The following is a 23,083-nucleotide window of genomic DNA, read 5'->3' as shown; positions in this document are numbered from 1 at the left end:
ACCCCTTCCGGGGCCGCATCTGCGGCCACCTAAAGGGGGTGGAACGCTGCGCTCAATACCGTACGGAGGTCCACAACCACGACTCGCAGGGTAAACCACCGACCGGCGGCGGTGCAGCGGCGGCAGGTCGTGCCGCCGGCCGGACCACGGTTGCTGGTCGCGTCCGGCAAGGTGCGACGTCCGGAAGCTACGAGTGCTGGTTGCCGCCGGGACCTGTGAGCCGGCACAGGGCCGCGCCGTACGGCGGTTCACTTCGGAGCGCACGTGTAGCGGATGGCGATTCGGGGTCGCGGACGCGGACCCGCGGCGGGCAAGATGTCAGCCGTGACCGAGGATGATCCACTCGCCGATGCGATTTTGGAGCATTGGAGCGCCTGTACCCTGCCGGTGGGGCAGCGTACGCGTGCGGGGACCGCGTTTTTCTACAACGAGCTCGTGGACTCCACGCCGGAGGGTGAGCATGTCCGTGAATGGTGGCTGACCGCCGACCATGTGACGCGTACCAAGGTCGGCGAGGTGCGGTTGCGGCCCGAGCTCATCGAGCCGGCTGGCGTGGCCCCGAGCTACCTGGCCATGGTGGACTTCGACGAGATGTGGTCGCGGCGCTCGGGTGTGGCGGTGATGCGCACGTTCGTCCTGCACGACCATGCGGCGAAGAAGGGCTGGACGTGGGCGGCCGCGCAGATCACCCACGGCGTTGCGGCCACGGCTGAGCATGTGCGCGCCGTCGATGCGCAGCCGCGCCGGGCGTACGCGCTGGGTCACATCACGCGGGAAGCGGGCGCGCCGGGCGAGCAGCGTCCGCTGGCCATCGCCACCTCGAATGTCGCACGGGACCCCGACGGCTTGGTGCGTTGGCAGGGCGCGCTGCCCGATGGGTTCGCGGGCGGTCCGGTCTTCGTCGCCGAGCGGCGCGGCGACGGCCGCGAATTCGTTCTGCTCTGCCTTGGGCTCATCGCTTCGGCCGACCGCAACCCGGAGGTGCGCACGTTCGACGCGATCCGTTCGCTGATCGAGCAACTCACGCGGCCGAGACCGGCGAAGCGCGGGTTCTTCCGCCGCCGCCAGCCGGACGGCACCAAGAGCGGGAAGAACCCGCCGGGGAAGTGAGGTCCTGGCGTCAGTCGCGCACACCGCCTGGGCGTGGCACCGAGGTTGGCGGTTGCGTCACCGGCCGGGTGCGGGCCGGGTGCGGTTCGGCGGGGACCGGACGACATCGCGTCGGGTGGTCGGGCAGGACCGGAGGCCGAGTGGACAGACCCGGCCCGCGACCCCTGGCCTGGCAACCAACGCCCGTCATGGTGGAACCCGTCGCCGCAGGGAAGCGGCGGGAACGGAGCACCCCATGCCATCGAGGGCACAGCGGCGACGGATCGTCGCGTCCGTCGCGGCCACCGCCGCGGCCGTCGCCGGGCTCGGCGCGGCCGCCGCACCGACCCATCCCATCAGCGACGCGGCCGGGTGGGCGTCCAGCGCTTGGCTCGGCGGCAGCTCGAGCGGCAGCGGCACGACCCTCGCGACGGTTCGCGCGGCCATCAACGCCTCCACCGGTACGGCGGCCACCCTGACCGGCGCCGGAGTCGGCGTCGCGCTCATCGACACCGGCGTCGCCCCCGTCGCCGGGCTGCCCGCCTCGCAGATCGTCAACGGGCCCGACCTGTCGTTCGAGTCCCAGTCCCCGGACCTGCGCTACCTCGACACGTACGGCCACGGCACGCACATGGCCGGCATCATCGTCGGCAACGACACCGCGTCCGGGACCGTCGGGCTGGCCCCGAAGGCCAAGCTGACCTCGATCAAGGTCGGCACCGCCAACGGCGCCGTCGACGTGTCGCAGATCGTCGCCGCCGTCGACTGGGTCGTGGCCCACCGCAACGACGACCGGGCGAACCCGATCCGCGTGCTCAATCTCTCGTACGGCACCGGCGGCACCCCCGACTCGTGGAGCGACCCGGTCCAGTTCGCGGTCGAGCAGGCGTGGCTCAAGGGCATCGTCGTGGTCGCGGCCGGCGGCAACGGCGGCAACGGCGACATCACGCTGACCGACCCGGCCAGCGACCCGGCGGTCATCGCGGTCGGCGCCGCCACCACCAAGGGCACCACGAACCCCACCGACGACGACTTCGCCAGCTTCTCGACGATCGGCGGCAACAACCGCCGCCCCGACTTCATCGCCCCCGGCGAGTCGATCCTGTCGCTGGCCGACCCCGGCTCCAACGTCGACCTGTCCTACCCGTCGGCGAAGGTCGGCACCACCCTGGTGCGCGGCAGCGGCAGCTCCCAGGCGGCCGCGGTCACCTCGGCGGCGGTCGCGCTGCTGCTGCAGGCCCGCCCGACGCTGACCCCGGACCAGGTCAAGACCGTGCTCAAGACCTCGGTCAGCACCACCTCCGGCCTGGCCAACGCCCGTGCCGTCGGCGAGCTCAACCTGGGCGCGGCCCTGGCCAGCCAGAACACCTGGGCGTCGGGGTGGAACCGGTCCAGCGGGACCGGCGCGCTCGAGGGCGCCCGCGGCCCGAGCCACGTGGTCCGCGACAACGTGACGCTCAGCGGCGAGAACACCGTGTGGGGGCCGATCAGCACTCCCGCGTGGGCGCCGAGGAGCGCCGCCCAGACCGCCTGGTCCGGTGGCACCTGGCTCGGGTACCGCGTCGCCGGCGACAACTGGACCGGCACCTCCTGGGCGTCGAAGACGTGGGCCGCCGCGACCTGGTCCGGGAAGCCCTGGAACGGCGCGTCGAGCTGGACCGACCCCGACTGGTCGGGGCACTACTGGTCGGGCCACTACTGGTCCGGGCACTACTGGTCCGGCCACTACTGGTCCAGCGACGACTGGTCGACGGCCTCCTGGAACTGATCGAGGTCCCGCACCGCGGCGACGACCGCGGGGGAGTCCTTACTGAGGATCTTGGAGTGGTTGCTCGCGACCCGGGCACTGATGCTGATGTTCGGGTTGCGGGCGACGATCGGGTCGAGGGTCGACCGGCCCTCGTCCATCTCGCCGTCCTGGCTGCCGAGGCTGTCCCCGGTGGCCAGGACGAACCGCACCGGGCGGGTCAGCCGCTCCAGGACCGGCCCGCTGGCCGCCCCGATCTCGTTGAGCTCGATGTTGACGTCGGCGTGCTCGTCGGCGCTCATCCGCGCGCCCATGCCGAGCCGGGCGGTGATCGGCAGCAGCAGCCGCATCCGGCGGAACAGCTTGCGGATGCGGGCGGCGCCCTCCGGGCCGGTCAGCCCGACCGGGAACGCGTCGACCGTCACCAGGCCCACGACCCGCTCCGGGTGCCGGTCCGCCCAGTGCCAGCCCAGGACGCCGCCGTAGGACCAGCCGACGAAGATCGCCCGCTCGACCTTGCGGGCGGCGAGGACGGCGTCGAGGTCGCGCAGGCAGGCCTCGAACGAGTAGTCGGCCGAGCGCTTGGACTTGCCGCGGGCCCGCTCGTCGTAGCGGATGTGCCGGTAGCCGTCGCCCAGCCCGGCGACGACGTGGCGCCAGTGCGACTGGTCGGCGTAGGCGCCGTTGAGGTAGACGACCGGCAGGCCGGAGCCGCCGGTGTCGGTCACGTAGAGCGCGGTGTCGTCGACCGGAACCCAGTACTGCTGCTGCTGTGTCATGGTGAGAACGATCGCGGGCCGCCCTGACACGGAACCGCCACTGTGCTGACACCGCCCGGGATATCGTGGACGACCGTGATAGCGCTGGCGTTCGCCGTGGCCGGCGCGCTCGGCTACGGCATCGGCTCGATCGCCCAGGCCGCCGGCGCCCGGCGCAGCCGCGACACCCTGCGCGCCCTCGGCCACCCCCTCTACCTGGCCGGCCTCGCCTGCGACCTGCTGGCCTGGTTCGCCTCGCTCGTCGCGCTGCGGACCCTGCCGGTCTACCAGGTCCAGGCCGTCCTGGCCGGCTCCCTCGCGGTGACCGTCGTCGCCGCCCGGCTGTTCCTGGCCGCCCGCATCCGTCCGCGCGACGCGGCGGCGGTCGTGGCCACGATCCTGGCGCTGGCTGTCGTGGCCGCGGCCGCCGGGCCCCAGGACGAGGTGCGGCCGTCCGCGGCGCTGCGGTGGGGCCTGGTCGCGGCGGCGGTCGTGCTCGCGGGCGGTGGATGGCTCGCGACCCGTGCGCTGCGGCCGGCCGCGGCCGCGCTGGCCGGGCTCGCCTACGGGGGCGCGGCGCTGTGCGCGCGGGCGCTGCCCGTGCCCGGCCACCGCGGTGTCCTCGCCGTCGCCGGCTCGCTGCTGGCCGAGCCGCTCACCTGGGCCCTGGCCGGGTTCGGCGTCACGGGGACGCTGCTGTACGCGTTCGCCCTGCAGCACGGGCCGGTCGGGCCGGTGACCGCGGTGCTGTGGATCACCGAGGTCGTCGTGCCGTCCGTGGTGGGGGTCGCGGTCCTGCACGACACGGTCCGGGCGGGCTGGGCCCCCGCCGCCGTGCTCGCGGTGCTGGCCACCACGGCCGCCGCGGTCGTGCTGGCCACCGCCCCGGCCACCGCGACCGCCACCGCGGAGGGCGCCGAATAAGCTGTGCCGAGTGGGATGGGAAGCACTGCGGCTCTGGGGTGGGGACGCCACTCGCCTCGAACCGCTCACCGGCGGCGTCGCCAACGACGTGTGGCGCGTGCGCGTCGGCGGGCGGATCGCGGTCGGCCGGCTCGGCACCCGCGGCGACGCCGACCTCGCCTGGGAGACCGGGCTCCTGCGCCACCTCGACCGGGCGGGGCTGACCGTTCCGGTCCCGATCCCCACCACGGACGGCCGGCCGTTCGCCGACGGCCTCGTGGTGATGACCTACGTGGATGGCGGACCGCCCGAGACGCAGGACGACTGGCGCCGCGTGGCCGGCGTGCTCCGTGAGCTGCATCGCCTGACGCGGGGCTGGCCGCAGCGGCCGGGCTGGCGGTCCTCGACCGACCTCCTGCACGCCGAGACCGGGACGAAGATCGACCTCGGCGCGATGCCACCCGAGGGCGTCGCGCGATGCCGGGCGGCGTGGGCGCGGCTCGCCGGACGCGAGACGTGCGTCGTGCACGGCAACCCTGCCAACCCGGGCAACGTCCGGGTGGCCGCGGGCCGGGTCGCGCTGCTCGACTGGGACGAGTCGCACGTCGACGTCCCCGACCTCGACCTCGTGCTGCCCGGCAACGCCGCCGGCCTCGACGACGGCGCGCTCGACATCGCCGGGCAGGCGTCGGCCGCCTGGGAGGCCGCCGTGTGCTGGGACGACGACTACTCGGCCCGGCGCCTCGCCGAGGTCCGGGCACTGTGAGAACGGGCCACGGCCGCCCGGCCGGCGCGCGAGAATGGGGTCGCGGGTATGAGATGGACCTCGTCTTCGCCGACTGAGTTGCACCCAGTGCATCGTTGCACCTAGTGTAAGCGGACGTGAGTGATCATGGGGGACGGCGGGAGGCGCTCAAGGCCCGCCACCGCGCGGCCATCCTCGATGCCGCGCGGAGCCTCATCGACGAGCGGGGCGGGGCACACTTCTCCGTCGACGAGCTCGCCGATCGGGCCGACGTCGCCCGGCGTACCGTCTTCAACCACTTCGCGTCCCTCGACGACGTCCTGCTCACGCTCGGCACCGACGTCCTCTCCGTCGTCATCAACGACTTCCTCGCGCAGGTCGCGGCCGCGCCCGTCGGCGACGGCAGCCGCGCCTCCATGTTCGACGAGCTCGCCCGCACCCTGCGCGCGGCCGACCTCGCGGCGGTGATCGTCTCCGTGACCGCGATCGTCGGGGTGGCCGGCGAGGACGACGCCCGCTCCCCGATGCTCACGCACACCGCGTTCCGGCGGACCGGGGGCGCGCTCGCGGCCGAGGTCACGCGCCGGTACCCCCGGGCACACCCGCTCGATGTCGAGCTGCTCGTCAACTCGCTCATGAGCGGCATGACCGTGATCGCCGGCCGCTGGATCGCGATGACCGGCGCCGCCCTCGACGACGAGTCCCGGGCGGTGTGGGACGACCTACTCACCCGGCTCCTCGACAACATCCGCAACGGATATCTGCCCGCCTGAAAGGACTACCGCGGCCATGGCCGAACTGTTGTACCGGCTCGGGCGTTTCAGCGCCCGCCGCCACTGGGTGGTGATCGCGACCTGGATCGTGGTCATCGGCCTCGCCGGGGGCGCCTACGCGCTGTTCCACGGCTCGCTGTCCGGGGCGATCACGATCCCGGGCACGCCCACGAGCAAGGTGGCCGACGAGCTCGCGGCGAAGTTCCCGAAGGCGAGCGGGGGCAGCGGTACCGTCGTGTTCGCCACCACCTCCGGCTCGGCCTTCACCGACCAGCAGAAGGCGGGCATCGCGGCGCTGCTCAAGGACCTCGGCGGCGAGCCCGGCGTGAAGGCGACCACCGACCCGTTCCAGACCCAGGCCGAGCGCGACGCCCAGCAGCAGAAGATCACCGACGGGCGGGCCCAGCTCACCCAGGGCAAGCAGCAGCTCGACGCCGGGCAGGCCCAGCTCGACACCGGCAAGCAGCAGCTCGAGGCCGCCCAGCGGCAGCTGGACGCGGCCAAGGCGCAGGCGCCCGGCTCGGCCCAGCTCGCGGCCCAGCAGCAGCAGCTCGACCAGAAGAAGCAGGAGCTGCAGGCCAGCCAGCAGCAGATCGACGCCGGCCGGGCCCAGCTCGAGGCGCAGGGCAAGCAGCTCGAGGTCGGCGCGCAGCTGATGGACCTGGCCAAGGAGCTGCGCACGGTGTCCAAGAACGGCTCCGCGGCCGTCGGCGTCGTGCAGTTCGACACCCCGACGAACGAGGTGCCGAAGGAGGTCAAGGACGACATCGTCCAGAAGGCCGCCGACGCGAAGATCGACGGGGTCGAGGTCAACGTCTCCAACGACATCGCGCAGACCGTGCCCAGCGTGCTCGGCCCCGGCGAGGTCATCGGTGTCGTCGTCGCCGCGATCGCGCTGTTCGTGATGCTCGGCACGCTGCTGGGCGCCACCCTGCCGCTGCTCGGGGCGCTGCTCGGCGTCGGCGTCGGGGTGCTCGCCGCGCTGTCGTTCTCCGACGTCGTCACCATGATCTCGGTGACGCCCGTGCTCGGCGTCATGCTCGGCCTGGCCGTGGGCATCGACTACGCGCTGTTCATCCTCAACCGGCACCGGCGCCAGCTCAAGCAGGGCGTGGAGATGGGGGAGTCGATCGGCCTGGCCAACGGCACCTCCGGCAACGCCGTGGTGTTCGCGGGCTCGACCGTGCTCGTCGCGCTGCTCGCCCTCAACGTCACCGGGATTCCGTTCCTGGGGCTCATGGGTACCGTCGGCGCGGTCTGCGTCGCCGTCGCCGTGCTCGTCGCCATCACGCTCACCCCGGCGCTGCTGTCGCTCGTGGGCCTGCGCATCCTCAGCCGCAAGGAGCGGGGCCGCATCGGTGAGGCCGCCGCGCTGCCGGCGGTGCCGCAGACCCCGATGTCGACGGGCCGCTCGGTGCTCACGCTCATCGCCGGGGTGCTCGTGCTCGGGGTCATCGCGATCCCGGCCGTGTCGATGCGGCTCGGGCTGCCGGTGGGCTCCTCGGAGGCGCCGGACTCGCAGCAGTACCGCGCCTACAAGACGGTCGAGCGGGAGTTCGGGGCCGGCGTGAACGGGCCGCTGCTCGTGGTCGCGCACCTGCCCGGCAAGCCCACCGGCAACGACCTCACCGCGATCGAGGCGGCCATCGGCGCCAAGCTCGCCGCCCAGCGCGACGTGGTCGCGGTCGCCCCGATCGGCGCGTCCGACGACGGGACCGTGGCCGCGTTCCAGGTCGTGCCCAAGGACGGGCCGTCCAGCGAGTCGACCGCGCAGCTCGTGCGGGACCTGCGCGGCGCGTCACCGCTGAGCGTCGGGGCCGGGAAGGTCGAGCTCGGCGTGGCCGGCAACGCCAGCGGCAACATCGACGTGTCGCAGCAGCTCGCCGATGTCCTGCCGCTGTACCTCGCCCTCGTCGTCGGACTCTCGCTGATCATTCTGATCTTCGTGTTCCGGTCGATCCTGGTCCCGCTGACCGCGACCGCCGGCTTCGTGCTGTCGCTGCTGGCGGCGTTCGGCGGCCTGACCGCGATCTACCAGTGGGGCTGGCTCGGCGGGATCTTCGGCGTGCACGACCCGTCGCCGGTGCTGAGCTTCCTGCCGACGATCGAGATCGGCATCCTGTTCGGCCTGGCCATGGACTACCAGCTGTTCCTGGTCTCGGGGATGCGGGAGGCGTACGTCCACGGCGCCCCGGCCCGCCTCGCCGTGCGCCGCGGCCTGCACGCGGGCCGGGCGGTCGTCACCGCGGCGGCGATCATCATGATCGCCGTGTTCGCCGGCTTCATCTTCTCGGAGTCGGCGACCATCCGGCCGATCGGCTTCGGGCTCTCCTTCGGTGTGCTGGTCGACGCCTTCGTCGTGCGCATGCTGCTCATCCCCGCCGCGATGCACCTGCTGGGCCGCTCGGCCTGGTGGCTGCCGAAGTGGCTCGACCGCATCCTGCCCGACGTCGACGTGGAGGGCGCGAAGCTCGAGCGCACCCACCCGGTCGACCCGCACGCGCACGCCGAGCCGGTGCCGGCCGAGGCCGCGACCGGCACGGCCTGAGTCGTCGCCGCTGCCCGGCCGGCCTCGAGCCGGCCGGGCCGTGCGCCGTTCAGGCCGGACCGGTGCCGGCCTGAGCCGCGACCGGCGCCGGCCGGGCGTCCGCCCCGGTGCCGCCCTGGGTGCCCGCGCGGCCGGGCAGGAGGAACGCGAGCACCAGCGCGACGCCGGTGAAGCCGACGGTCCACCAGAACGCGATGTCGAACGCGGCCGCGAGCGAGCCGGTGCCGGTGGCCGAGGTGGCCAGGACGACGGCGAGCAGCGCCACCCCGACCGAGCCGCCGACCTGCTGCACGATGCGGGTCACGGTGCTCGCGTGCGGCACCTGCTCGCGTTCCAGGCCGACGAACGCGACCGTCATCAGCGGGATCATCACGATGCCCATGCCGAGGCCCCGCACGAACAGCGTCGCCAGGAGCCACCAGGTCGCCGTGTGGTGGCCGGCGAACGCGAACGGCACGGTGCCGAGCCCGACGAGCGCGAACCCGAACACGGTCACCGAGCGGGCGCTGAGGCGCTCCATCAGCCGGCCGGCGACGCTCCGGCTCAGCAGCGAGCCGACGCCCTGCGGGATCAGCAGCAGGCCCGCGCCCAGCGCGTCGGTGCCGCGCAGCTGCTGCCAGTACAACGGCAGCAAGAGCATCGCACCGTAGAGCGACGCGCCGGAGAGGAACATCAGCGCGGAGGCGGCCCACGTCGGGCGGGAGCGCAGCACCTCGAGGTCGACGAGCGCGGCTCCCCGGCGGTGCAGCGCCCACAGCACGAACGCGACCAGCAGCACGGCGCCGGCGATGAGCGGCGCGAGGACGTCGGCGCGGCCGAAGCCGCCCGGCTTGGTCACGTCGGACAGACCCCACAGCAGCGCGACCAGCGACGGAGACAGCAGGACCAGGCCGACCGCGTCCAGCGGGGCCCGGCGCCCCGGGCCGTCGGCCGGGATCATCCGCCAGGCCAGCAGCAGCCCGGCCAGGCACAGCGGCACGTTGACCAGGAACAGCCAGCGCCAGTCGCCGACGCCGAGGATCAGCCCGCCGATCACCGGGCCGAGGATCGGGCCGACCGCGGCCGGCAGCGCGACGGTGCTCATGAGCCGCGCCCGGTCCGGGCCGCTCGCGGCCTGCATGACCATCGTGGTCAGCAGCGGCATCATGACGCCGCCGCCGAGGCCCTGGACCACGCGGAACGCGATGAGGCTCGGGGCGTCCCAGGCGGACGAGCACAGCACCGAGCCGAGCAGGAACACCGTCAGCGCGGCCATCCACAGCCGCTTCGCGCCGAGGTGGCTCTGCAGCCAGCCGACGAGCGGGATGACCACGCCGAGGGCGAGCAGGTAGGCCGTGGAGACCCACTGGATGGTGCCCACGCCGGCGTGCAGGTCGGCGCCGAGCTCGTGCAGGGCGACGCTGACGATCGTGGAGTCGAGGATGACCGCGACGGCGCCCACGAGGACGGCGACGGCGGTGCGCATGGCGGTTCGGTCGGTCATCGGGCCACCTTAGATACGCGTGTGTACCTAATTGACCGTACGGCGGCATGCTAAGATACGCAAGTGCATCTTAAAACGCGTCGACGCGGCACCGACCTCGAGGACGCGATCCTCGACGCGGCGTGGGAGGTGCTGAACGAGCACGGCTACGAGGGCTTCACCTTCGAGGCGATCGCGGCGCGGGCGGGGACGAGCCGGCCGGTGCTGTACCGCCGCTGGCCGCAGCGCGACGACCTGCTCCTGGCGACCCTGCGCAAGCACTGGACCGCGGCGCCGATCGAGGTGCCCGACACCGGCAGCCTCCGCGACGACGCCGTCGGCGTGCTGACCAACGCCGACGGCTCGCGCTCCCACTGGATCACCATCGTCAGCGTCCTGCTCGTCGACTACTTCCGCGAGACCGGCCAGAGCTTCAGCGACCTGCGCGCCGCGATGCGCCCGCCGGGCCTGGCCACGCCGTTCGAGCGGCTCGTGGCCCGCGCCGTGGAGCGCGGCGACCTGCCGGCCGCGCCGCGCTCGCCCCGCGTGGTGAACCTGCCGTTCGACCTGCTGCGCCACGAGATGCTGATGACCCTGCGCCCGATCCCGCCCGAGGTCATCGCCGAGATCATCGACGACGTGTGGCTGCCGCTGCTCTCCGCCACCACCGGTGCCCCATGAGGCTGCTCATCGACGACCTGCGCGACTTCCTCGACCCCGCCCCGGCGCACGTGGCGCGCACGAGCCTCGCCGGTCTGGAGTTGCTGCGTCGGCACCGTCACGAGCGCATCGACGAGCTCTGGCTCGACCACGACCTGGGCGGCGACGACACCATCTGGCCCGTCGTCGAGGAGCTGGAGCGGGCCGCCTTCGAAGGCGCCCCCTTCGACGTCGGCACCGTCTACGTGCACTCCGCCAACCCGCCGGGCGCCGCGAGGATCCTGCGGGCGCTGCGCCGCTGGAACTACCGCGCGGTGGCGGCCACCCAGTCGGCCGCCGTCGGCTACCGGGGCGTGTGAGACTCCAGGCCTGGCACCGCGTCCACCATGCTCGGCCTCGGGCTGGTGACGCGGTCGCGGAAGCCGCTCGCGCCGCGGCGCTCGCCGCGGCCGGACTCCCGCGTCGTGATGCGGCGGCCGGGTGCGGCCCCGCGCGAGCTGCCCGCGCTCCGGCCCGCGGCCGTGCCCGACGCTGGAGGAGCCGCGGGTCGGGGCGGTGCGGCCGGCGCCGTCGGCCCGGGGGTGGCGTGGTTGGATCAAGTATGGAACTCGGCATCTACTCGTTCGGCGACCTCGCCGGCGGCGCGCCCACAACGGTCCGGCAGCGGCTGGCGAGCCTGGTCGAGCAGGCCAGGTACGCCGACGCGGCCGGGCTCGAGGTCTTCGCGCTCGGCGAGCACCACCGCGCCGACTTCGCGGTGTCCGCGCCGGAGGTGGTGCTCGCCGCGATCGCGTCGGTCACCGAGCGCATCCGGCTCAGCTCGGCGGTCACGGTCCTGTCGACGCAGGAACCGGTGCGGGTCTTCCAGCAGTACGCCACCCTGGACCAGCTCTGCGGGGGCCGCGCCGAGATCATCGCCGGCCGCGGCGCCTTCACCGAGTCGTTCCCGCTCTTCGGCTACGACCTGCGGGACTACGAGACGCTGTTCGACGAGAAGATCCGGCTGCTGCTGCGGCTCACCCGCGAGCAGCGCCCCACGCACAACGGCGAGGCCGTCGCGCCCCGCGCGCTGCAGGAGCCGCTGCCGGTGTGGATCGGGGTCGGCGGGACGCCGCAGTCGGCGGTGCGGGCGGGCGTGCTCGGCGCGCCGATGTTCCTCGCGCTGTTCACCGGGCCGGACCCCGCCGCCCGGCTCGTCGAGCTCTATCACCGCGCCGCCGGGCAGGCCGGTCACGACCCGGCGGCCCTGCGGGTGGGCAGCGGCGGGCACATGTTCATCGGGCGCCGCTCGCAGGAGGCGAAAGAGGCGTTCTTCCCGTACTACTCCGAGTACTTCAAGTTCCACCCGCGAATGCGGGGCGGGATGCCGCGGGAGGTGTACGACGCCTGGCTCGCCGACGGGCTGATCGTCGGCAGCCCCCAGGAGGTCGTCGACCGGATCATGCGGCATCACGAGGTGCTGGGCAGCACGCGGTACGTCGGGCAGTTCGACGTCGGCGGTATGCCCGACGGCATGGTGCGCGAGAGCCTGGAGCTGTTCGCCACCGAGGTCGCCCCCGTGATCCGGCGCGAGACGGCGACTGCCCCGCCGAGCGCAGCCTGAAGGAATAGTTAACAAACCTTGACATTAGCGGGCCGAGCCACTCTCATCAATGTATGCGTAGGTGGAGAGGTCTGGCGATCGGCGCCGGGTGCGTCGCGGCCGCCGTGGTGGCGATTTCCGCGTGGGTGCTGCCGGCCAGCGCCGGCACGAACGCCGTCGGCGATCCGGGCTTCGAGTCCGGCCTGGCCGGGTGGTCGTGCGGCGGCACCGTGAGCGCGGCGACGGGCACGGTGCACTCCGGGACGTACGCGCTGAAGGCCACGCCCAGCGCCGCCGACACGGCCCAGTGCACCCAGACCGTGCCGGTGTCGCCGAACACCGCCTACACGCTCACGGCGTGGGTGAACGGCAGCTACGTCTACATCGGAGCCTCCGGCGCGAGCATCTGGACCCCGTCCACCGGCGGGGCGTTCCAGCAGCTCTCCACGTCCTTCACGACGTCGCCGACCACGACGAGCGTGACGGTGTTCGTGCACGGGTGGTACGGGCAGCCGACGTACTACGCCGACGACTTCGCGCTCACGGCCGGTTCGGGCGGCGGCGGTACGACAGCACCGCCGACCACCCCGCCGGCCGGCCCGTCGCCGACGAAGAGCCCGTCACCGACGAGTGGCCCGAGCCCCACCAAGAGCCCGACCACCAGCCCGACCACCAGCCCGACCACCAGCCCGACCATCAGCCCGACCATCAGCCCGACCGCCGGCCCGACGGGCGGCACGGGACCCGGTGCGAGCCTCGCGGCCTGCCCGTTCTGGTCCGCCGTCACCCCGCCGGCCCGGGTCGTCGGGCCGAGCCACAACGCGACGAGCCAGGCCCCGATGATCAGCCTGAGCGGCCGGCTCCCCGCCCCGTCCACGGTGACCGGCTCACTGAGCGGCTCGAGCGTGACGATCACGTTCAGCCGGGTGGCGGGCGCCGTGGCGTACCGCGTCTGGCGCAACAGCCAGTCGGTCGGCTGGGTCGACGACTGGGGCCAGGCGACGCTCTCCGTCACCGACAACGCACCGTGCCGCAACGCGCACTACACGATCGCGGCCCTGCGCTCCGACGGCAGCGACGCCTCCACCGGCGCGCTGTCCCAGCCGTACATCCTCGCCGACAGCGGCGCCGTCCAGCCCTACGCGCTCACCCCGGGAACCCAGTTCCAGTACGAGATCACGTCCTACAACGACGCGGGCCAGACCGCGAGCGGCTTCAACACGGCGCTGGGCATCTGCGCGGTCGACACGCGGTACATCCCGTGGGGGACCCGCTTCAAGGTCGACGGGTACGGCTACTGCTACGCGGCGGACATCGGCACGTGGATTCAGGGCCAGATCGTCGACGTGTGGCTGCCGGGCGCCGAGGCCGACGCCTGGGGCGTGCAGCGGCGGACGATCACCATTCAGTAGCACCACCGACGCACCACCGAAGCACCACCGAAGCACCACCGACGTATCGCCTGACGCGTGGCCGGTTGCGGCTTGGCCGGCCGGCTCACGCGTGCGGGGCGTGCACGACGCCGGCCGGACGACCAAGGATGTCGCGAGCGCCGGTCGGGTCGCACGATTGCTGCGTGGCGACCCCCGGCCTGCGCGGCTGGTTCGGCGGCGACCTGTTTTCGCTGCACGAATGGGCCACCGGAGACGCCGGGGTGGCGCGCACCCACCTGACCCCCGTGACCGCAGGAGCCGGCTGCCCGCCGTCACCTGTGGCGAGCCGGTTCGCCGCCTCACCGAGGACGGCGTCCAGCTCGGACCCCGCTGACGCGGCGAGCGCCGACGGCTGGGCGGTTGTCGCCGCGCACGACGGTCGATAGCGACCGGACATCGTTCGCAGCCTATGTCTCTCGTGATCTTGCCCGGGTCGTATCGCGCGGCCCGCCCGGTGCTTGGTGGCTCGAGCCGGACGATGGCCGGGATCGGTGCGGCCCTCGTCCGCTCTTCGGGGGGATTTTCCGTCAGGCGAAACGATTCGACGCTGACACGGAAGTCCCGGAGCGCTACGGCGGGAGATCGTCCAGCGCGGCGGCGGTGATCGGGCCGCCCCGCGTGACGTTGTGTTTTTCGGCAGTCGGAAGGTTTTGCTTTCCGTTCTTCACGTCACGGAACAACGGCAGTTCGCCATTGACACAAGCGGCATCGATGTCAATATTGGTGACGGGTTCGAGCGGTCTTGACGAGCGAGTCAAACAATTTAGGAGAGTCAATGATTGTGCCGATTAGTGACTCTATCTACTATCCGGTCAGTGACGTAATAATGGTGCGGGGCGAAGGCATCTACGTCTACGACGACGACGGAAACCGCTACATCGACTGCGCCTCCGGGACATTCAATCTCAGTCTCGGATATTCGCACCCCGCCGTTGTGTCGGCCATGCAGAAACAGGCCGAGAGCCTCGTGCACGTCACTTCTTCGTTCCAGACGGAGTCGGTCAACACGCTCGTCCGGCAACTGCTCGCCGCCGCACCGGCGAACCTCGTCAAGGTTCACCTGAAGGTCGGCGGGGGCTCCGAGGCCAACGAGGGCGCGATCAAGATGGCGCAGCACGCCACCGGCCGCGGCGAGGTGATCTCACTGTTCCGCAGCCACCACGGCCAGACGATGATGACGACCTCGCTGTCGGGCAACGCCTTCCGCAAGGCGCCGTTCCCGCTGCTGTACCCGGGCTCGCTGCAGGTCCCCGACCCGTACTGCATGCGCTGCTTCTACGGCCAGCGACGCGACACCTGCGGGCTGATGTGCGTCGAACGCATCGACGACTTCCTCGAGTACGCCAGCGGGGGACAGGTCGCGGCGATCATCCTGGAGCCGATCTCCGGCAACGGCGGCAACATCGTGCCGCCCGAGGGCTACCTGCCCCGGCTGCGCGAGTTCTGCGACGAGCACGACATCCTGCTCATCTTCGACGAGATCCAGACCGGCATCGGCCGCACCGGGCGGATGTTCGCCGCCGAGCACTTCGGCGTCCGGCCCGATGCCATCACCGTCGGCAAGGGCCTCGGCGGCAGCGGCGCGCAGATCGCCGGCATTCTGGCCGGTGAACGTCTCGCCGGGCTGCCCGCCCACCACCACTCGTTCACCTACGGCGCGAACACGCTGGCCGCGGCCGCGGCGGTCGCCGCGCTGGAGGTCATCGACCGGCCCGAGTTCCTGGCCAACGTCCGCGCCACCGGCGAGCACATCATGCAGCGACTGCGCGACCTGCAGCGGCGGATGCCGGTCGTCGGCGACGTACGGGGCGTCGGGCTCATGATCGGCATCGAGCTCGTGCAGCCGGGCGGCGCACCGGCCGTGGACCTGGCCAACGAGGTCGCGCGCCGCGGGTTGGGGCACGGGCTGCTGCTGCGCACCTCGCGGTACGGCTACGGCAACGTGGTGAAGATCCGGCCCCCGCTCATTCTCACCCACGAGCAGGCCGACGAGATCTGCGACGCGTTCGAGACGGTCCTGCGGGAGGTCATGGCGTGAAGGACCTCGTGACCGGCACCGCGGCGGCGGTGCGCAGCGCCTTGCTGGCACAGGTGCACCGCCGGCGCAGTGTGCACGGCGATTCGCCCGGCGGCGACGCCCAGTTCGACATCGACAAGGTGGCCGAGGAGGCGGTCTGGGAGTACGTCTGGCGGCACGCGCCGGTGCCCGTGGCCGTCTACACGGAGGACGAGGGCTTGCGGACCACCGGCCCCCGGCCCGAGCACGTGCTCGTCGTGGACCCGATCGACGGCACCCGGCCCGCCTCGGCCGGGCTGGAGATGGCCACCGTCTCCGTCGCCGCGGCGCGGATGGGCGAAGGCCGCCCGACGGTCGGCGATGTCATCGCCGCGCACGTCTTGGAGATCAAGTCCGGGGCATGGTTCTACGCGGACACCCGCAGCGGACTGTGCACGAGCGGCCACGACCGGCCGGTGCCGTCCTTGAGCCCGAACACCGACCTGACCCGGATGTTCTGGTCGCTGGAGCTCAACGGGCACCCGATGCGGCTCATGTGCGACGCCTACGGTCACCTGGTCGACGCCTCGGCCAACACCGGCGGGGTGTTCGTGTTCAACAGCGCGTCGTACTCCATCACGCGCATCATCACCGGCCAGCTCGACGCGTTCGTCGACGTGGGCAACCGCATCCTGCGCGACCACCCGGAGACCGAGGCCGCGTTCCGGCGGGTCGGGCGGGGCAGCGTCCTGCACCTGTTCGGCTACGACATCGCGGCGAGCGTCTATCTCGCCCGTCGTGCGGGTGTCGTCATCACCGATGCCTACGGCGATTCGCTGGACACCATGCCGCTGCTCGCCCTGGACCCCGCCAGTCAGCGTTCCTGTGTCGCGGCCAGTACACCGCGGCTGCACGCCGCGCTGCTGGAGTCCATCACCTGGAACACCGTCACCGGAGGTACACCGTGAAAGCGCTTGTCCTGCAAGAGGATCGAAGCCTGCGCCTCGTGGAACGGCAGCGCCCCGTCTGCGCCGCGCCCGACGACGTCATCGTCCGCATGACGCAGGCCGGCATCTGCGGCACCGATCGCGGCGTGCTGCTCGGCAAGTTCCATGCGGATGCCGGCGTGGTGATGGGCCATGAGGCCGTCGGTGAGGTCGTCGAGACCGGGGCGGGTGTCACCACGCTGCAGCCGGGCGACCGGGTCATCATCAACCCGACGCTGTACTGCGGACTGTGCCACTGGTGCCGCCGCGGCGCGCTCAACTTCTGCCTGAACAAGACGGGCAACGAGATCGGCATCGACCGCGACGGCGCCTTCGCCGGGTTCATGCGGCTGGAGGAGCGGTTCCTGCATCTGGTGCCGGAGGGGATGTCGGACGACCAGGCCGTGCTCGCCGAGCCGATCGCTTGTGTGCTCAACAACCTCGAGGCCGCCGCCATCCGCCCCGACGACGAGGTCGCCGTGCTGGGCGGCGGGCCGATCGGCACGCTCGTCGCCCTCGTCGCCGGCCACTTCGGCGCCGCGGTGCGGGTGGTGGAGATCGACCCGTACCGGCGCGCCGCCGCCGAGGCGTTCCTGGCCGCCGTACCCGGCTGCACGGCGCGCGTCGAGGAGCCCGGTGCCGTCGCCGCACGCTCGGCGTCGCTCGTCGTGGACAGCGTCGGATCGCTGAGCGCGGAGGCGTGGGAGCTGGCGGCGAACCTCGGCCGGATCGTCGTGATGGGGTTCAACGACCGCGCCACGTGGACGATGCGCCCGCTGGAGCTGCTGCAGCGCGGCCTGCGCGTCATCGGCGCCGGCGACTACAACAGCCTGCTGTTCGACCGGGCCGTCGACCTCGCACGCCGGCTGCCGCTGTCCGGCCTGATCAGCCACCACGTGCCCATCGACCGCTTCGACGAGGCGCTGGCCGCGATCGGGGCCGACGGCGGCGACCACGGCCGGTACGCCGGCATGAAGGTCGTCATCGATCTGCGGGACGCGGCATGAGCACCGGATATCCGTTCGGATACGAACGACCGGTGATCTACGGCGAGTACCCGTACTACCGCGCGGACCCCGATCGCTGGGGGCCGAACCTCGCCGCGCTCGCCGAGGCCGGTGTCGATGTCGTTACGTGCTACGTCCCGTGGCGTTTCCACGAGTACGCACGCCACCGCTACGACTTCCGCGGCGCCGGCGACAAGCAGCGCGACCTGCTCCGGCTGCTCGACCTCGCCGCCGCCGCCGGGCTGCGCGTGCTGCTCAAGCCCGGGCCGTTCATCCACGCCGAGGTGCAGCTCGGCGGTCTGCCGGACCGGGTCAGCCCGACCGTCGATCCGCGGTTCGCGGCGGTGCTCGACGTGCGCGGCCGGGCGGTGACGTCGCAGGGACTCGCCCTGCCGAGCCTGTTCTGCCCGCTGTACCGCGAGGAGGTCCGCCACTGGCTCGGTGCCGTCGAGCGGCACGTCCTGGCGACCACGCTGGCGCCGCACGGACCGGTCGTGGCGGTGCAGCTGGGCAACGAGGGAATCTACAGCGACGCCAACCATCCGGTGACCGCGCACGATTTCAGCGCACCGGCCGTGGCGGCGTTCCGGCACGACACCGGCCGGTCCGGCGCCGGTGACCCGTCGACGTGGCCGGCCGAACTGCGCGAGGCCTGGGCCGAACACAGCGGCACGGTGCTGCGCCGGCACTACCTCGACCTGGCCGAGGGACTCTCGCCGGCCGTACGTCAGGCGGCGACGGTCAACCTGCCGTTGCCGGCGCTCGACGGCCCGGCCGGTGGCGCCGCGGCGTGGTTGCTGCGCACCGCGCCGCTGGCCGGGCTCGGGTTCGCGCTGGGGTACACCGGCTGGGTCGGCAGCGTCGCGCGCAGCCGCAGCGCCTTCGCGTCGCACTGGTTCGGGGTGCGCGCCCGCCGCTACAGCAACGTCGAGGACAACTGGGGCTTCACCTGGACCGACCCGGCCTTCGACCGGCCCGGCAACGCGATGTTCCAGGCGCTGCTGGCCCTCGCGCTGCAATCGCGGACCTACAGCGTCTACACCGCCTGCGCCACCGAGCACTGGGGCGCGGCGATCGACTTGGACGCGCAGGCGCTGCTGGCGGAGGGCATCGACCCGCTCGACCACGCGCCGCCCTACTGCCCCGGTGCGCCACTGCGCGAGGACGGCGGCACCGGCGCGAACATCGCCGCACTGCACGCCCTGCGCGACGTCGTCCGATCGGCCGCGCCGCTGCCGGAGTCGTTCAGCGCGGACCTGGCGCTGCTGGTGCCCTCGGCGCTCGCCCGGGCCGAGGCTTGGCCGGAGGAGACCGCACCGGCCGGACCCGCGCTGCGCGACGCCGCCGAGCTCTGCGTCGAGCTGATGGAGCGGCACCAGTACCGGATCGAGGTCTTGACCGAGGAGAACGCCGAGGACAGTTCGCTGCCGTGGCTCGTGCCGGTGGGGCCGGACGGGCCCGGCGAGCGGCTGGCCGGGCTGATCCGCGACCGCCGGCGCGCCGGTCACCTGGTCGTGCTCCTCACGGGCGCCGGCGGTGCCCCGCGCACCCCGCACGACCCGCTGCCGGCGTTCCCGCTCGCGACGCGCGATCGGGCACCGCTGCTGCGGATACTGCCGGCGCCGCGGCACGCGCACCCGGCGACCGATCCCGCCGTCGTCCTGGTGCACACCGGTCCCGACGGCGCGGCGCGCACGGTCTTCGTGTTCAACCTCGGCGCCGAGCACGCCACCGTCCGCCGGGCGATCGACGGCGGCACGGTGAGCGTGGAGGTGCCGCCCCGCAGCGCGGCCCTGCTGCGTCGCGCCGGCGACCGGTTCAGCCGCGTCATCACCAGCGCCGAGCTGGACCCGCCACCGCCACCGCCGACGGGCATCTTCGCCACCGTCCCGGCCAGCATCGAGGAGAACCCATGACCGCCGACACCATCGCCCCGCCCGCGGACATCACGTTCGACAACACCGTGCCGCGCGCGCTCGTCGACCGCGGCGACACCACCACCGTGCTCATCACCAGCTGGGTGAAGACCCCGACGTCGATCACCGCCGGGGCGGTATGGCCGCGGCTGGGCGGCTACTACACCCTCCTGGATCACCAGCGGCACGACCCTCTGCTCGTCCTGGAGACCTTCCGGCAGTGCGCGCTGCTGCTGGCCCACGTGGTCGACGACGTGCCGCTGGCGACGATGCAGATCCTGCGCGCGGCGCACTACACCGCCGACCCGGAGGGCCTGCGCATCACCGATCGGCCGACGGAGGTCGTCGTCACCATCGACTCCGGCCGGATCGAGCCGCTGGGTCACGCGATTCTGCAGACGTCGATGGACTGCCGGCTGTTCCGGGACGGCCGGCTCGTCGCGAGCGGTGGCGGGCGGGTGATCGTGCCGCCGAACGACCGATACCTGAAGGTGCGCGGCCGCGACCCGCAGGAGGTGAAGATGCCCGCCGCGGCACCGGAGGCGTCCGTGCCGCCGGCGAGCGTCGGGCGGGCACTGCGGCGTGACGTGGTCATCGCGCCCGGATCACGCCCCGGCGCCTACCTGCTGCACATCGATGCCGCGCACGCCAACTTCTTCGACAACCCCACCGACCACACCCCGGGCATGCTGCTCACCGAGGCGATGCGGCAGGCGGTCGTCGCCGAGTCCGGCGACCCGTACTTCGCGCCGATGAGCCTCGCCGTGCGCTTCCACCGCTTCGTCGAGCTCGACCAGCCGGGCGAGGTCCTGGTGCGCCGCACCGGGCAGGGCTTCCACACCGAGGTCCGGCAGGCCGGCAAGCTCGCCGCGCACGCCGACTGGCCCACGACCGGCCACGCCGATGGATGAGCTGCTCGCGGCCGGCGCGGTGCGCACGATCGCGGCGCTGCGCTCCGGCGCGGTGAGCCCGGCGGAGCTGCTCGACGCCGTCGAGGCCCGCATCGCCGAGACCGAACCGCGGCTGCACGCGATGACGGCGGTCTGCCTCGACCGCGCCCGGCGGCGACGAGCCGGCCACGACGGCCCGCTCGCCGGGCTGCCGGTCACCGTGAAGGACGTCGTCGACGTCGAGGGGGTGCCGACGACGTTCGGATCCGAACCGTATCGCGGCCACGTGCCACGGCGCTCGGACCGGCTCGTGACCCGTATCGAGGCCGCCGGCGGCGTGATCGTGGGCAAGACGAACCTGCCGGAGTTCAGCGCCGGCGCCGACACCGTCAGCCCGGTCGGCGGTCGCACCCGCAATCCGGCCGATCCGTCCGTGTCGTGTGGTGCGTCCAGTGGCGGCGCCGCGGTCTGCGTCGCCGCGCACCAGGCGTGGCTGGCCCACGGCGCGGACACCGCCGGTTCGATCCGCATCCCGGCCGCGTTCTGCGGCGTGGTCGGGGTGCGGCCCACGCCGGGGCTCGTCACCACCGACCGCGACGACGATCCCTCCGGGCTCGAGGTGCACGGACCGCTGGCGCGCACCGCCGCCGACGCCGCGCTGTTCCTGCGGGTGCTGGCGTCCCAGGACCTGCCGTCGCCCGAGCCGGGCGCCCGGCTGCGGATCGCGTTCAGCCCGGACCTCGGCGCCGCCGCGCGGGTCGAGGACGAGGTCGCCGCGGCGTGCGCCGGTGCCGTCGCGGACCTCCTCCGGCTGGGGCACCAGGTCGAGGAGGCGGCGCCGCCGGTGCGCGGGGTCCACGAGGCTTGTCTGATCCTGCTCGGGCGGCGAGCCGTGGCGCTGCACGCCGAGCGGGTCGAGCGGCACGGTACGGCGCTGGGCCCGGCCCTGCGCGCCGAGGTCTCCGCCGGGCTGGCGATTCCGGCCGACCGGGTCGCGTCCGCGCTGCGGCGCCGGGCCGAGCTGCGGGCGGCGATGCAGACGTTCTTCGGCCGGTTCGACGTCCTCGTGACGCCGGTGTTCGGTGTCGGGCCGTGGCCGGTGCCGGACGGCGTGAGCCCGTACCCGGACGAGCCCTACCTGAGCCGGGGCGCGGCCGCGTGGCCGCTGACGACCCTCGCGCCGATGGCCGGCTGCCCTGCGGTCGCGGTGCCCTGCGGCATCGCCGGCGGGCTGCCCGTGGGCCTGCAACTGCTCGGCGCGCCGCACAGCGACCTGCGACTGCTGCGCCTCGCCGCCGACCTCGAGACGGCCGGCCCGGACCCGGCCGCCGCGACCGCCGGGCCGGCGACCCGCGAGGGGAGGCGATCGTGAACGAGTATCCGGCCGCTCGTGCGGTGCCGGACCTGGTGCCCGCGCGGTACGCGGACTGGCGGGAGGAGCGCCCGGCGACCCGGGTGACGCTGCCGGACGGGCGGCCCGCCTGGCTGGTCACCCGCTACGACGACGTGCGCAGCGTGCTGCGGAACCCGACGCTGAGCTCCGACACGACCGCGCCGGCCTGCCCTCGCTTCGGCTCGGCGGTGGAGGTACCGCCGCTGAACACGACGATGATCGCGCTCGACGGACCTGCGCACTCCCGGCTGCGCCGCATGCTCGCGCCGGAGTTCTCGGTCGCTGCCGTCGCCCGGCTCACGCCGGTGGTCGATCGGATCGTGCAGGAGTCGCTGGACCGGCTCGCGGCCGGGCCGCATACCGTGGACGCGCCCGCCGACCTGGTCGAGGGGTTCGCGCTGCCGGTCGCCTCGCGGCTCATCTGCCACATCCTCGGGCTGAGCTACGAGGCACACGCGACCTTCGAGCGCAGCACCCACGTGCTCTCCGCGGGCACCAGCACAGCGCAGCAGAAGCTCGATGCGGGAGCCACCATCGTCGGGCTCGTCACCGAACTCGTGGCCCAGCGGCTGCGTGAGCCCACCGACGCGGACCTCACCGGCCGGCTGACCGGACGCTACGTAGCCACCGGTGAGCTGACCGAGCCGGAGGCCGTCCACAACCTGACGCTGCTGCTCGGCGCCGGGCACCACACCTCCGCCAACATGACCTCGCTCAGCGCGCTGAGCTTCATGCGGCATCCGTCCCTCGCGCGGCGCTTCCGCGACGAGCCGCAGCTGCGGGCGAACCTCGTCGAGGAACTGCTGCGCCACCACACGATCGTGCAGCTGGGCCTGTCGCGGGTGGCGGGGGCCGACATCGCCCTCGGCGACACGGTGATCCGCGAGGGCGAGGGCATCGTCCTGAGCCTGCAGAGCGCCAACGGCGACCCCCGGCATTTCACCGGGCCGGACACGCTCGACCCCGACCGCGCGGAGGCGCGCTACCACCTCGCGTTCGGGTTCGGACCGCACATCTGTATCGGGCAGAACCTCGCCCGCGTCACCATCCGCAGCGCGCTGAGCGGGCTGGTGCAACGGCTGCCCGGCATGCGCCTCGCCGTGCCGCTGGAGCAGCTGAGCTTCAACGACGCCCTGGACTTCCACGGGCTGCGCCGGCTGCCGGTCCACTGGTAAACCGTCACCCAAGACAGGAG

General features: G+C 73.0%; 21 protein-coding genes. 18 read left to right on the top strand and 3 right to left on the bottom strand.

From position 1 onward, the window contains the following. Positions 1-324 precede the first annotated feature (324 nt). Both ACQP2P_RS29470 and ACQP2P_RS29465 read left to right on the top strand, forming a co-directional pair. On the top strand, positions 325-1,110 hold the full coding sequence (locus ACQP2P_RS29470) for a hypothetical protein (RefSeq protein WP_433606222.1): 786 nt from the start codon (positions 325-327) through the stop codon (positions 1,108-1,110). A gap of 235 nt (positions 1,111-1,345) precedes the next feature. Continuing rightward, entirely contained in the window at positions 1,346-2,857 is a 1,512-nt protein-coding gene (locus ACQP2P_RS29465; RefSeq protein ID WP_433606220.1) for a S8 family serine peptidase, read from the top strand. Here the strand turns inward: ACQP2P_RS29465 and ACQP2P_RS29460 are convergent. Continuing rightward, positions 2,815-3,615, bottom strand: coding sequence for an alpha/beta fold hydrolase (locus ACQP2P_RS29460; RefSeq protein ID WP_433606218.1), 801 nt, complete (start codon positions 3,613-3,615; stop codon positions 2,815-2,817). The two genes, ACQP2P_RS29465 and ACQP2P_RS29460, sit on opposite strands and share 43 nt — an antisense overlap. Positions 3,616-3,690: 75 nt before the next feature. On the opposite strand from ACQP2P_RS29460, the gene ACQP2P_RS29455 reads away from it, so the two are divergent. The 4 genes from ACQP2P_RS29455 to ACQP2P_RS29440 all read left to right on the top strand — a co-directional run bounded on the left by ACQP2P_RS29455 (position 3,691) and on the right by ACQP2P_RS29440 (position 8,563). After that, positions 3,691-4,518, top strand: coding sequence for a hypothetical protein (locus ACQP2P_RS29455; protein WP_433606216.1), 828 nt, complete (start codon positions 3,691-3,693; stop codon positions 4,516-4,518). A 10-nt stretch (positions 4,519-4,528) separates the two neighbouring features. Next, complete coding sequence (locus ACQP2P_RS29450; RefSeq protein WP_433606214.1) at positions 4,529-5,263, top strand: phosphotransferase enzyme family protein; 735 nt, start codon at positions 4,529-4,531, stop codon at positions 5,261-5,263. 116 nt (positions 5,264-5,379) lie between these two features. Continuing rightward, on the top strand, positions 5,380-6,015 hold the full coding sequence (locus tag ACQP2P_RS29445) for a TetR/AcrR family transcriptional regulator (protein ID WP_433606212.1): 636 nt from the start codon (positions 5,380-5,382) through the stop codon (positions 6,013-6,015). Positions 6,016-6,031: 16 nt separating this feature from the next. Next, a complete protein-coding gene (locus ACQP2P_RS29440; protein WP_433606210.1) occupies positions 6,032-8,563 on the top strand; it encodes an MMPL family transporter in 2,532 nt (843 codons plus the stop codon). 49 nt (positions 8,564-8,612) lie between these two features. Here ACQP2P_RS29440 and ACQP2P_RS29435 read toward each other — a convergent pair whose 3' ends face one another. Further along, positions 8,613-10,046 (bottom strand): MDR family MFS transporter, encoded by a 1,434-nt coding sequence (locus ACQP2P_RS29435; RefSeq protein ID WP_433606208.1) that lies wholly within the window; start codon positions 10,044-10,046, stop codon positions 8,613-8,615. A 63-nt stretch (positions 10,047-10,109) separates the two neighbouring features. Between ACQP2P_RS29435 and ACQP2P_RS29430 the strand changes: the two genes are divergently transcribed. The 5 genes from ACQP2P_RS29430 (at position 10,110) to ACQP2P_RS29410 (ending at position 14,086) form a co-directional block, all read left to right on the top strand. After that, positions 10,110-10,706 carry a TetR/AcrR family transcriptional regulator gene (locus tag ACQP2P_RS29430; RefSeq protein WP_433606205.1) on the top strand — a complete coding sequence of 199 codons (597 nt, stop codon included), beginning with the start codon at positions 10,110-10,112 and terminating at the stop codon, positions 10,704-10,706. Continuing rightward, on the top strand, positions 10,703-11,044 hold the full coding sequence (locus tag ACQP2P_RS29425; protein ID WP_433606203.1) for a cyclic-phosphate processing receiver domain-containing protein: 342 nt from the start codon (positions 10,703-10,705) through the stop codon (positions 11,042-11,044). Before ACQP2P_RS29430 ends, ACQP2P_RS29425 begins: the two co-directional genes overlap by 4 nt. A gap of 242 nt (positions 11,045-11,286) precedes the next feature. Continuing rightward, positions 11,287-12,288, top strand: coding sequence for an LLM class flavin-dependent oxidoreductase (locus ACQP2P_RS29420; RefSeq protein ID WP_433606201.1), 1,002 nt, complete (start codon positions 11,287-11,289; stop codon positions 12,286-12,288). Between the two features lie 53 nt (positions 12,289-12,341). Beyond that, a complete protein-coding gene (locus tag ACQP2P_RS29415; protein WP_433606200.1) occupies positions 12,342-13,679 on the top strand; it encodes a carbohydrate binding domain-containing protein in 1,338 nt (445 codons plus the stop codon). Between the two features lie 164 nt (positions 13,680-13,843). Continuing rightward, the gene (locus ACQP2P_RS29410; protein ID WP_433606198.1) at positions 13,844-14,086 is read left to right on the top strand and encodes a hypothetical protein; all 243 of its coding nucleotides are present in this window, start codon (positions 13,844-13,846) and stop codon (positions 14,084-14,086) included. 183 nt (positions 14,087-14,269) lie between these two features. Here ACQP2P_RS29410 and ACQP2P_RS29405 read toward each other — a convergent pair whose 3' ends face one another. Further along, the gene (locus ACQP2P_RS29405; RefSeq protein WP_433606196.1) at positions 14,270-14,458 is read right to left on the bottom strand and encodes a hypothetical protein; all 189 of its coding nucleotides are present in this window, start codon (positions 14,456-14,458) and stop codon (positions 14,270-14,272) included. Positions 14,459-14,475: 17 nt separating this feature from the next. On the opposite strand from ACQP2P_RS29405, the gene ACQP2P_RS29400 reads away from it, so the two are divergent. From ACQP2P_RS29400 to ACQP2P_RS29370, 7 genes are read left to right on the top strand one after another with little or no spacing between them, the layout of a single operon-like run. After that, positions 14,476-15,738 carry an aspartate aminotransferase family protein gene (locus ACQP2P_RS29400; RefSeq protein WP_433606194.1) on the top strand — a complete coding sequence of 421 codons (1,263 nt, stop codon included), beginning with the start codon at positions 14,476-14,478 and terminating at the stop codon, positions 15,736-15,738. Next, complete coding sequence (locus tag ACQP2P_RS29395) at positions 15,735-16,664, top strand: inositol monophosphatase family protein (protein ID WP_433606192.1); 930 nt, start codon at positions 15,735-15,737, stop codon at positions 16,662-16,664. Before ACQP2P_RS29400 ends, ACQP2P_RS29395 begins: the two co-directional genes overlap by 4 nt. Positions 16,665-16,702: 38 nt before the next feature. Continuing rightward, complete coding sequence (locus tag ACQP2P_RS29390) at positions 16,703-17,689, top strand: zinc-dependent alcohol dehydrogenase (RefSeq protein WP_433606190.1); 987 nt, start codon at positions 16,703-16,705, stop codon at positions 17,687-17,689. Beyond that, positions 17,686-19,605 (top strand): beta-galactosidase, encoded by a 1,920-nt coding sequence (locus ACQP2P_RS29385; RefSeq protein ID WP_433606188.1) that lies wholly within the window; start codon positions 17,686-17,688, stop codon positions 19,603-19,605. Before ACQP2P_RS29390 ends, ACQP2P_RS29385 begins: the two co-directional genes overlap by 4 nt. Further along, complete coding sequence (locus tag ACQP2P_RS29380) at positions 19,602-20,516, top strand: ScbA/BarX family gamma-butyrolactone biosynthesis protein (RefSeq protein WP_433606186.1); 915 nt, start codon at positions 19,602-19,604, stop codon at positions 20,514-20,516. Before ACQP2P_RS29385 ends, ACQP2P_RS29380 begins: the two co-directional genes overlap by 4 nt. Continuing rightward, a complete protein-coding gene (locus tag ACQP2P_RS29375; protein WP_433606184.1) occupies positions 20,509-21,867 on the top strand; it encodes an amidase in 1,359 nt (452 codons plus the stop codon). Before ACQP2P_RS29380 ends, ACQP2P_RS29375 begins: the two co-directional genes overlap by 8 nt. Continuing rightward, positions 21,864-23,063: a cytochrome P450 gene (locus tag ACQP2P_RS29370; protein WP_433606182.1), complete on the top strand. Its 1,200-nt coding sequence runs from the start codon at positions 21,864-21,866 to the stop codon at positions 23,061-23,063. The genes ACQP2P_RS29375 and ACQP2P_RS29370 overlap by 4 nt, the downstream gene beginning before the upstream one ends. Positions 23,064-23,083 lie beyond the last annotated feature (20 nt).

The organism is Dactylosporangium sp. CA-139114 (genome assembly GCF_050955725.1).
Lineage (GTDB): Bacteria > Actinomycetota > Actinomycetes > Mycobacteriales > Micromonosporaceae > Dactylosporangium.
Note: the sequence above shows the minus strand (reverse complement) of the source record. Positions and strands in the feature narration are given on the sequence as shown.